The organism is Clostridium sp. 1001271B_151109_B4 (genome assembly GCF_015670405.1).
Taxonomy (GTDB): domain Bacteria; phylum Bacillota; class Clostridia; order Clostridiales; family Clostridiaceae; genus Clostridium.
In genome coordinates, this window is the sequence record NZ_JADPBQ010000036.1 from 1 (window position 1) to 12094 (window position 12094).

A 12094-nucleotide genomic window follows, 5' to 3' on the forward strand; every position below is an offset into this window, starting at 1 on the left:
ACTCTCAAAAGAATTGCTGGTTTACTTTAACTATATTCTGTTCAATTTTCAAAGACCATTTACTCTGTCGCACCGAAGCGACTTCCTTATCTTATCACTGAGAAACTTTTCTGTCAACACATTTTTTTCAACATTTTTTCGTGTTGTTTGTGTTAATAAAAAATTTGCTTTCGCTCTTTCGAGTTACTTGCTGTCCCTCAGGACAAGACTTATAATATCACCTAAAATTGATTAAAATATCTGATAATATATTATTATATAAGATTATATTCAATATACTCTATTTTTTATTAATATACTCTCTTTTACTCATATTGATACACTAGGGGCAGTGTTATATTTTTTCTATAAAGTTATCCACTTAACGCACATTATCCACAAGCTTATATCAATAGTATTATACCTTTATTAACATAATTAACATTATCCACAAGTGTATTTTCTTATTTACTCTCTTCCCTTTATTTAAAAGATTCTATTAGTCTTTATATTATTATCTTAGAATTTTATATCAAATATTTTTAATAATTAAATTAACTATAAAATTAAAAATAAAAAAAGAACACAAAAGCTATTCTTTCATGTTCTTTTTGAAAATTAAATTAAACTACTCTTTTTTTAGGAATTACAACTGGATTCTCTCTTAATCCCTTTACCTCTTCATTATCATCAATTAATGTTCCCTTATCTGTAATTGCATGATTCATCATTACATTACTTCCTATAACTGTATTTTGTAGAATTACACAATTCTCTATTATACTTCCCTTTCCAATATAAACATTTCTTCCTATAACACAATTCTTAACTTCACCTTCAATATAAGAACCATTTGCAATTATAGAATTGCTTACACTACTTGTAGACGTATATTGAGTTGGGCAAGCATCCTTTGGCTTTGTGTAAACTGGAAAGTGATTATAGAATAATTCTTTATTTACTTTTTCATTTAAAAAGTCCATATTTGCATTAAAATATGCATTTATTGAGTTTATACAAGCTAAATACCCCTTAAACTCATATGCTCCAACCTTTAATTTATCTATATTTCCATTAATATAGTTCTTAATCTTCTTATATCTTCCACCTCTGATACATTCATATATCATATCTATAAAAAGATCAGTCTTCATTATATACATTTCCATATTTATATTGGCACTATTTTTTAATCCAACATTTTCGCCAACTCCAATAACTCTTGAATTTTCATCAAAGTTTAATACTTGGCAATCTATAAAATTATCTTCTACATGTTTAACATTTTTATAAACAGTAGTTACATCATTTCCTTGTTCAATATGATATTTAATTAATTCGTTATAATCTAAGTTACAAACCATATATGACGAACAAATTAATGTATATTCTTTTTTACTATGGTCAAAATAATCAATATTATCTAAAAAATTATGAACATCATCGTGTACTGGATCCTCATCACTAAAATTAAATACTTTTAATCCATCTTTTTTACGATATATATCCCATGGCTTCCCATTTGTTAAATGATCCATCAATGATCTTGATTTATTTTTTGTAAAAATACCTATTGCTTCAATTCCTGAATTAGTCATATTTGATAAAATAAAATCTACTACTCTGTATCTACCTGCTATAGGTAATGAAGCTAACGGTCTATGTCTCGTTAGCTCCGTTGTTCTTTGTTCATTTTCATCTAAATTAATTATACCAATACAGTTATTCATCTTCTTATCTACCCCTCTATCTTAAACTTCCATTGCTTCTATCACACTACCGCTTTTTATATCCTCTTTAGATGCTATAACAGATATTTTTTCACCATTTCCTACTTTGCAATCTTTTCTTATTTTTGCTTCTCCACCAATTATAGCTTTATTAATAACTACGTTATCACCAATCTTAGCATCTGTCATAATTACAGAATCCTTAATAACAGTGTTTTTACCTATATATACACCTTCAAATAATACTGAATTTTCTACTGTTCCATGAACTGTACATCCTTCAACAACTAATGAATTTTTAACATTCGCATCTTTTCCTATATATTGAGCTGGTCTTACAGGGCTTACAGAGTAAATCTTCCAGTCATCTTCATAAAGATTTAATCCACTTTCCCTCTTTAATAAATCCATATTAGCTTCCCAAAGACTACTAATTGTACCTACATCTTTCCAATAACCTTTAAATGGATATGCAACTAACTTTCTACCTTCATTTAACATTTTAGGAATTATATTTTTACCAAAATCATTACTTGATTCTTTATCTTTTTCATCTTCTTTTAATGCTTGTCTTAAAACCTTCCAATTAAATATATAAACTCCCATTGAAGCCATATTACTTTTTGGATTAGCTGGCTTTTCTTCAAATTCATATATTGATAAATCATCATTAGTATTCATTATTCCAAATCTACAAGCCTCTTCCATAGGAACTTCTATTACAGCAATTGTTGCTTCAGCATTTCTTTCTTTGTGGAATTGAAGCATTTTATCATAATCCATTTTATATATATGGTCTCCTGATAAAATTAATACATATTCAGGATCATATCTATCAACAAATTCAATATTTTGATAAATGGCATTAGCTGTTCCCTTATACCAGTTGCCTCCTTTTTCTTCTTGGTATGGTGGTAATATACTTACTCCTCCATCTCTTCTGTCTAAATCCCATGGAGTACCTATTCCAATATGAGCATTTAATTCTAAAGGTTTATATTGTGTTAAAACTCCAACTGAATAAATTCCTGAATTTGAGCAATTACTTAATGGAAAATCTATTATTCTATACTTCCCTCCATAAGGTACTGCTGGCTTAGCTAATTTTTTTGTTAGTACACCTAACCTTGATCCTTGTCCTCCTGCTAATATCATAGCAACCATTTCTTTTTTTCTCACTATTATCCCCATCCCCTCTTAATTTAATATGCCGTAATATACTTATTACGCTACTAAATTACATTTTCTTATTTATGTTAAATTTATTTTTTTGACTATATAATTACTATCTAATAGATTCATACTAATTAATCTATTACTAAAATGCTTTCTTTAAAAGCATATAAAAATTAAATCTATATTAAACATTTGTAAATTTCATTCATTATTTTAAATTTTTGGAACCAATCTTTTTAATAAGGCACTTTATTTATAGAAAAGTGCCTTATTTTTTCTATAAAATCTTTAAAACTTTATATTCATGAGATTTTAACTCTATTTCAATTTGCCCATTCTTTATTTCATACTTTTTATCATTGCTCATTAAATCAATAATAGTATTTCCATCATTAACATCATTCAATGAAATATTCTCTTTCTTTTCCATAGTATTAACTACAACTAATATCTTTTCATTGCCTATTAGCCTTTCATATCCTAAAACTTCATTATTAAAGTCTAAGAATTTTATTTCTCCACTCTTCAATGCCTCTTCATTAGCTCTAATATTAGATATCTTAATATAAAAACTTAATATATCCTTATTTTCTTTTCCCCAAGGATATGCCTTTCTATTATAAGGATCCTTACCTCCAGTTAGTCCTGCTTCATCTCCATAATATATTAACGGAACACCTGGCAATGTCATTTGAATAATTACTGCTAATTTTAGCAAGCTAATATTGTTATTCAAAATAGTTAATACTCTTTCAGTATCATGATTTCCTAAAATATTCATAGTTGAATAAAAATATTCTTTTGGATAGTTTTCCTTAAGAGACATATACTTTTTAATAAAATATCTATTTCCTATATAATTTCTAACTAAATCTAAAATTATTTGCCTCAAAGGATAATTTGTAACTGAGTCTAACTCACTTCCAAATAAATATTCTCTTCTTCTATTATAACTATATTTATTAGATGCATCCTCCCATACCTCACCAATCAATACCCCTTCATTCTTTACTGCTTTAAGTTTCTTTTTTAAAATTTTAATAAACTCATCTGGCAATTCATCCGCAACATCTAATCTCCATCCACTCGCTCCAAGTTTTAACCATTTTTCTATTATTGAATTATTATTTCTAATTATATAATCCAAATAACTTGGATTTAATTCATCAACATTAGGCATATTAGAAAATCCCCACCATGCTTCATATAACTTTGGATAATCATTAAATCTATACCATCGGTAATATGGTGACTGCAAAGATTGATAGGCTCCTAAAGAATCATAATTCCCAAACTTATTAAAATACTTACTATCACTTCCTGTATGACTAAAAACCCCATCTAATATGATTCTCATTCCTAACTTTTCAGCTTCACTACATAGTTCCTTAAATATTTCTTCATCTCCAAACATTTGATCGATTTTTTCATAATCTCCAGTATCATATTTATGACAGCTTGGTGAGTCAAATATTGGATTAAAATATATTGTGCTTACTCCTAATGATTTTATATACTTCAATTTCTCCTTTACTCCTAAAAGATTTCCACCATAAAAATCCCACCTAACTATATCCCCGTGTTCATCTTTTATATACATTGGATCATCATCCCATTTTCCATATATAAAAGTATTTTTTTTCGGATTTAATACTTTACCGTCTTTATTCCCATTGAAGAACCTATCTACAAATATCTGATATATAATCCCTTTCTTATACCAGTTAGGAACCTCCTCATTAGAATATATAGTTATTTGATAACTTTTAGGATCATTAAAGTATGTTTGCCCTTCTCCACCTAAGGATTCCATATTATTACCATATAAAATATTTCTACCACAATAGTTCACCCTAAAATAGTAATATATCAATCCAAAGCAGTTGCTAGTATCTATTTCCTTTTCATAAACCCAATTATTTACATATCCATTCCATCCTATTTCATTCATTTGAACTTCTACTTGATTATTATAAAAATTGATCAAATTAATATAAACTGAACATTTTTTACTAGTCCATATCCTAATTCGCACTTTAGTTCCTATAGTAACTGCCCCAAATGGATTTCTTAATTGAAGATTATGCGAATCATGGAAAACTTGTATATCATCCAAATTCACATTCCTCCTATAAATTCTTATATATTACAGTAGAGCCCCATATACCAGTTGCATATTCTTTAATTGTTCTATCTGATGAAAAGATACCTGAATGTGCTATATTAACTCCACACATCCTTTGCCATTTTTCTTTATTCATATAAAGTTTATTTACTTTATCTTGTGCTGCTAAATAAGCATCAAAATCCTTTAATACAAAGAACTCATCATTATATGTTAATAAATTCTCGTATATTGTTCTAAATCTATCTTTATCATTGCAATATTTACCATTAATTAAATCGTTAGTTACTCTTTGTAATCTCGGATCATTATTACAAACTTCCCATGATGAGTATCCACCTTGTTTATGATAATTCAATACTTCTTCAGCATTTAATCCAAAAATTACAATATTATCTTCACCAACCTCATCTTTAATTTCTATATTAGCTCCATCTAAAGTTGCTATTGTAATAGCACCATTCATCATGAATTTCATATTAGATGTTCCAGAGGCTTCTTTAGTAGTAGTTGATATTTGTTCACTTAAATCTGTTGCAGGAATTATTTTTTCTGCTAAAGATACTTGATAATTTTCAAGCATTACTACTTTAATCTTATCATTTACCCTTGGATCGTTATTTACAGTTTCAGCAACTCTGCAAATTAATTCAATTATATTCTTTGCTAGATAATATCCTGGTGCTGCTTTTCCTGCAAATATAAAAGTCCTTGGTATTATATCTAAACTAGGATTTTCAATTAATTTATTATAAAGATCCATTATTCTTAAACAATTTAATGTTTGTCTTTTATATGCATGTATTCTTTTAATTTGAACATCAAAAATTGAATTAGTATCAATAACTATTCCATTTGATTTATAAATCTCTTTTGCTAATCTTTCCTTGTTATCCTTTTTTATCTCTCTAAGCTTTTCTAATACTGCTGAATCATCTAAGTAATTTTTAAAGTTTTCTAGGTCAGTAGGATGCTTTATAAAGCTATCCCCAATTGTATCTACTAAAAGCTTAGTTAATTTAGGATTAGACCTTATTAACCATCTTCTATGTGTAATACCATTTGTTTTATTATTAAACTTAGATGGATATAAGTAATAGAAATCAGACATTTCCCTCTTCTTTAATATTTCTGTATGAAGTTTTGCAACCCCATTTACACTATGGCTACCTACTATGGCTAAATTAGCCATCCTTACATATCCATCACCTATAATAGACATTCTTGATATCTTATCCCATTGTCCTACATACTTATTCCATAATTCTTCACAGTACCTTCTATTTATTTCTTCTATAATCATATAAATTCTTGGTAGCAAACTCTTAAACATATCTACTGGCCACTTTTCTAAAGCCTCAGCCAAAATTGTATGGTTAGTATATGAAATAGTATTTTGAGTTATTCTCCAAGCATTTTCCCAAGATAGACCCTCTTCATCTAATAGTATTCTCATCAATTCAGGAATTGCTAATGTTGGGTGAGTATCATTAATATGAATTGCTATTTTTTCATCTAGTAATTTAATATCTCCCTTATGCTTCTTATAGTGTCTAACTATGCTTTGTATTCCTGCTGATACAAAGAAATACTGTTGTTTTAATCTAAGCATTTTCCCTTCATAGAAAGAATCCTCAGGATATAAAACTAACGAAATTGCCTCTACTGAATTTTTATATGAAATTGCCTTTAAAAAATCACCTCTACTGAAGGATGAAAAATCAAATTCATTTGATACTGGCTCTGCACTCCATAATCTTAAGGTATTAATAACTTCATTTTCATACCCAACTATAGGAGTATCATAAGGTACTGCTAATACAGGTTCGTAATTAACATGGGTAAATGTAAGCTTTCCATTAACATAATCAGAAATTATACTTCCCCCAAACTTAACAATTTCAGCCTTATCTTGTTTTTTAATTTCCCATACATTTCCTTCTCTTAACCAATTATCAGATGCCTCTACCTGTTGACAATCTACAATTTTTTGTTCAAAAAATCCATATTTATATCTTATTCCACAACCATGACCAGCAATATTTAAAGATGCCATTGAATCTAAAAAACAAGCTGCTAATCTTCCAAGTCCACCATTTCCTAAACCTTGGTCATGTTCTAAATTTTCGATTTCTTCTAAGTCAATATCTAATTCACTTAAAGCATCTCTACAGATATCCCTTATTCCCAAATTTAAAAGAAAATCACCTAATAGCCTTCCTAATAAGAATTCCATTGAGAAATAGTATACTTGTTTTTCTCCAGTTTGATTATATCTATTATTAGTATCCATCCAAGTACTAATTACATAGTCTCTAACCAAACTCCCCAATGCTTCATATTTTTGTTGATTATTTCCTTCTTTTAATTCCTTTCCATGTAATTGAACGAATTTATTGTTATAATCTCTTTTAAATGAATTCTTATCAATTGATAGCATATATCTACCTCCTAATAGCTTGTATCCATTAAGGTCTCTTGACTACTTCTTCATATAATACTTTATATTGCATAGCTGATTTTTTCCAGCTGTTATCTGAATCCATAGCTTGTCTGATTATGTTATTCCAAGCATCTTTATCGTCGTAGATTGTTAATGCATATTCTATTATTTGCATTAATTCATTTGAGTTAAAGTTTTTAAATCCAAAACCATTACCTATTCCAGTGTACTTATTATAAGGACAAATGGTATCTTTTAATCCTCCTGTTTCTCTTACAATTGGTATCGTACCATACCTTAAAGCAATTAATTGTCCTAATCCACAAGGCTCAAATAATGAAGGCATTAAGAACATATCTGTTGCAGCATATATTTTATGAGCTAATGAATTATCAAATTTAATATTTGCTGAAACTTTATCTGGATATCTATATTGCAGATTCTTAAATGTTTCTTCATACCAATAATCTCCTGTTCCTAGAACAACAAATTGTATATCTTTTTGAAGAAGTCTATCAATTATGCTTACTATTAAGTCACATCCCTTTTGATGAGTTAATCTAGATATTAAACCAATCATAGGAGTCTCTGCCCTTTGTGGTAATCCTAGTTCTTTTTGAAGAGATAACTTATTTTCAACCTTATTTGCTATTGAATCCCAAGTAAAATTCTTAAATATAAGGTTATCCTTCTCAGGATCAAATTCTTCATAATCTATCCCATTTACTATTCCCTTTAAGAAATCACTTTTACATCTTAGTAATCCATCAAGCCCTTCTCCATATTGTTGTGTCTTTATTTCTTCTGCATAAGTATTACTTACAGTAGTAATTTGATCAGAATAATTTATTCCACCTTTTAAAAAGCTAACTGATCCATGTAATTCAACACTACCATTAGTTAATGGCATATAGTCATATCCAAATAGCTCAGGCAAAACATTAGGCACAAAGTTACCCTTAAACAATAAATTATGAATCGAAAATACAGTTTTCATATTTGAGTAAAACTCGTTATTTTTATACTCTAAATTTAATAGGACTGGTACCATACCTGTTTGCCAATCATTACAATTGATTATATCCGGCTTCCAATCTATTTCTTTAATAAATTCTAAAACTGCTCTATTAAAAAATGCAAACCTTTCCCCATCATCATAATATCCATATAACCCATCTCTATTAAAGTAATATTCATTATCTATGAAATAATATACAACATCTTTATATTTATATTGAAAAACTCCACAATACTGATTTCTCCATCCTACAGGAACTGTAAACCACTTTATAAATTGTAAATTTTGCTTTAGTTCATCCTTTATATTCTTATATTTGGGTATTACTACCCTAGCTTCTACACCTAGTTCAGTTAAGGATTGAGGTAATGCCCCCATTACATCCCCTAGACCACCAGTCTTAATAAACGGATGCGCTTCTGATGCTGCAAACAATACTTTCATCTATTCACACTCCCTATTTAGATTTATTATTCATAACTTTTAAAATAATAGCCGCCATTGGTGGAACTTTTATTTTTACAGAATATGGCTGATTGTTGTAAGGAATTTCTTCTGCTAACAATACATCACTTATAACTTGTCCTGACCCTCCATATATTTCACTATCTGTATTAAAGTCTTCTACATACTCTCCTAATTTTGGAACTCCTATTCTGAAATCATATCTAACTACAGGAGTATAATTGCATACAAATATCAAAGATTCATTATTCTTTTTATCATGTCTAATAAAAGAGAATATACTTTCATCACAATTATCTGCATCAATCCATTCATATCCTTCTGGTTCATAATCATTTTCCCATAGTGCTTTATTTTCTTTATAATAATGATTCATATCTTTAAAGAATAATTGTGTCTTTTTATGCATATCATTTTCTTCTATTAGGTTCCATTGTAACTCTTCATACTCATGCCATTCTGTAAATTGACCATATTCTGACCCCATGAACATTAACTTCTTCCCTGGATGTCCCATCATATGAGCTAAGTAAAGTCTAAGCCCAGCAAACTTATTCCAATAGTCTCCCCACATCTTATTAACTAAAGAACCCTTACCATGTACAACTTCATCATGAGATATTGACAAAATAAAATTCTCTGAGTAATTATAAGCCATAGAAAAAGTCATCTTATTATGATGATATTTTCTATACAACGGATCTTCATTAATATATGTTAAAGTATCATTCATCCATCCCATATTCCATTTAAAATTAAATCCTAATCCACCATCTTCAACAGGCTTTGATATTTTAGGCCATGCTGTAGACTCTTCTGCAATTGTCATTACTGTCGGAAATTCTTTATGAATCGCAGTATTATACTCTTTTATAAATTGCATAGCTTCTAAATTTCCATTTTCTCCATAAATATTAGGATACCATTCATCATTTTCTCTACCATAGCTAAGGTAAAGCATATTTGATACCGCATCATTTCTAATACCATCTATATGAAATTCTCTTATCCAAAAGAATAAATTCGAAATTAAAAAGCTTTTAACTTCAGGCTTTCCTAAATCAAAATTAAAAGTTCCCCATCCTTTATTATCTCTTTTCCATGCTTCATCATATTCATAAGTTGGAGTTCCATCAAACATATATAATCCATGAGCATCTTTACAAAAATGACTTGGCACCCAATCTAATATTACTCCAATACCAGCTTTATGAAGTTCATCAACCAAGTATTTAAAATCATTTGCTGAGCCATATCTGCTAGTAACTGAAAAATAACCTACACCTTGATATCCCCAAGATGCATCTAATGGATGTTCAATGATTGGTAAAATCTCTACATGTGTATAGCCCATATCACTTAAGTACTTTGGCAGTTCTTCAGCAATCTCTTTATATGTTAAAAACTCTTTATTTTTAGTTTTCCATGATCCCAAATGCATTTCATAGATGTTTATTGGACTGTCATACATATTAAATTTTTTTCTCTTCATCATCCAACTTCTATCATTCCATTTATATTTATCAGATTCACTAACAATTGATGCAGTATCAGGTCTTTTTTCTGATTTAAATGCATATGGATCAGCTTTTAAACTATAGATTCCATATATATTTTCTATTGCATATTTATATTTTTCTCCTGCATTTATTCCCTCAATAAATATACTCCATATACCTTCATCTGATACCTTTTCCATCTTATATTCATCTTTTATTTCAAAATCCGAAAAATCTCCTACTACATACACCTTTTTTGCTCTTGGAGCCCAAGTTGTAAATCTTACCCCTTTTTTTCTTTTTTCTGAAACATGATGTGCACCCATAAATCCATATGCTTCATAATGCTTTCCTTCATGAAATAAGTTAATGTTTTCAGGAGTTAACTCACATTTCACCTTTTTTCTTGTAGTCTTACTTACTTTATCATTATCTAAACTCTTACTCTTTATTTTTTTATTAACTGATTTAACATCTTCAATTGTCTTTTTAGTATTACTCTTCTTAATAGCTGCTCCATTTTCTCCTCTCATGTAAATACCCCCTCATCTTTATACTGATGTAAATTGTTTTTTAGCAAATCTTATCCTTTATTTTATAATTTTACCATCAAGCATTTATACTCTTCAACTTCTTTTAAGCGACATTTAATCTGATAAATCCACTTATGTATTTTCATATCACTCCTTTTATTGTTGTATTTTGTTGTTTTTAGGGTGTTATTTTTTCTTTTTTGTCTATTTTTCAGAAAATATTACACTGCTTTTTTTTTAATTTGCTAATATATTTTTTTAATTATATGTTTTTATAACACCTTGAAATCTTATATTTCAAAGTAAGCTTCCATTTACAAAAAAGGGGCTGTAGCACTAAATAATTAGTGCACAGCTTCTTTTTGATAAAAAAATAAATCCAAGACTCTACAAGTCTAGGATTTATGATAAAATATTTTTCATTCTAACAAAAAAATCTTACACAAAAATTATACTGTAAATCGAAAGTTTTAAGTGATAAAACTTCCTTTTGATATAGAGTGCATAATTCCAGAAAATGATTCATTGAGATTACTAAGTCAGTTTGTAGAATAGATGGATTTAACTGAACTATATTCTACTTATTCTAAGATGAGAGAAAATCAAGTATCGCCAACGAACATGCTAAAAATTATACTTTATGGATATATGAATGGTTTCTATTCTTCACGAGATATAGAAAGGGCATGTCTTAGAGATATAAATTTTATGTTTTTGCTCGAAGGGGCATCCTCTCCGGATGACTCAACATTTGCTTTTAATTACATATCAACATTTATAAGAGTCATTTTTAATGCTAAAATTAATATCTATTAAGTCACTCGTTAAAACTCCAACATTTCCCTTAACCATTTAACTATAATTTAATATAACAAAAAAAGATACCTAGTATAAACTAAGTATCTTCTTACCTGGCAACGTTCTACTCTCCCACACAGTCACCCGTGCAGTACCATCGACGCTGTAGAGCTTAACTTTCCTGTTCGGAATGGGAAGGAGTGTTTCCTCTACGCCATCATCACCAGATTATTGAGATTGTTATCTCAAAATTGCACATGAATTATATTTTTATTGGTCAAGCCCTCGACCTATTAGTATCAGTCAGCTACATACGTTACCGCACTTA

Annotated in this window: 7 protein-coding genes and 1 rRNA gene; 1 reads left to right on the forward strand and 7 read right to left on the reverse strand. The window is 28.8% G+C overall.

Annotated features, from left to right (window positions below; genetic code table 11):
- Window positions 1-602: 602 nt before the first annotated feature.
- The 6 genes from glgD to glgB all read right to left on the reverse strand — a co-directional run bounded on the left by glgD (window position 603) and on the right by glgB (window position 10968).
- The gene (gene glgD / locus I4V63_RS15040; RefSeq protein WP_196002041.1) at window positions 603-1709 is read right to left on the reverse strand and encodes a glucose-1-phosphate adenylyltransferase subunit GlgD; all 1107 of its coding nucleotides are present in this window, start codon (window positions 1707-1709) and stop codon (window positions 603-605) included.
- Between the two features lie 21 nt (window positions 1710-1730).
- On the reverse strand, window positions 1731-2888 hold the full coding sequence (locus tag I4V63_RS15045; RefSeq protein WP_196002042.1) for a glucose-1-phosphate adenylyltransferase: 1158 nt from the start codon (window positions 2886-2888) through the stop codon (window positions 1731-1733).
- 274 nt (window positions 2889-3162) lie between these two features.
- Window positions 3163-5007, reverse strand: coding sequence for an alpha-amylase family glycosyl hydrolase (locus tag I4V63_RS15050; RefSeq protein WP_196002043.1), 1845 nt, complete (start codon window positions 5005-5007; stop codon window positions 3163-3165).
- Window positions 5008-5014: 7 nt separating this feature from the next.
- Window positions 5015-7450: a glycogen/starch/alpha-glucan phosphorylase gene (locus I4V63_RS15055; RefSeq protein ID WP_196002044.1), complete on the reverse strand. Its 2436-nt coding sequence runs from the start codon at window positions 7448-7450 to the stop codon at window positions 5015-5017.
- 28 nt (window positions 7451-7478) lie between these two features.
- Window positions 7479-8915 (reverse strand): glycogen synthase GlgA, encoded by a 1437-nt coding sequence (glgA, locus tag I4V63_RS15060; RefSeq protein WP_196002045.1) that lies wholly within the window; start codon window positions 8913-8915, stop codon window positions 7479-7481.
- A gap of 13 nt (window positions 8916-8928) precedes the next feature.
- Complete coding sequence (glgB, locus tag I4V63_RS15065) at window positions 8929-10968, reverse strand: 1,4-alpha-glucan branching protein GlgB (RefSeq protein WP_196002046.1); 2040 nt, start codon at window positions 10966-10968, stop codon at window positions 8929-8931.
- Between the two features lie 591 nt (window positions 10969-11559).
- Between glgB and I4V63_RS15975 the strand changes: the two genes are divergently transcribed.
- Window positions 11560-11784 (forward strand): transposase, encoded by a 225-nt coding sequence (locus I4V63_RS15975; RefSeq protein WP_347707741.1) that lies wholly within the window; start codon window positions 11560-11562, stop codon window positions 11782-11784.
- 93 nt (window positions 11785-11877) lie between these two features.
- On the opposite strand, the gene rrf is transcribed toward I4V63_RS15975, so the two are convergent.
- Window positions 11878-11994: ribosomal RNA gene (gene rrf, locus I4V63_RS15075) — 5S ribosomal RNA — on the reverse strand.
- Window positions 11995-12094: the final 100 nt, after the last annotated feature.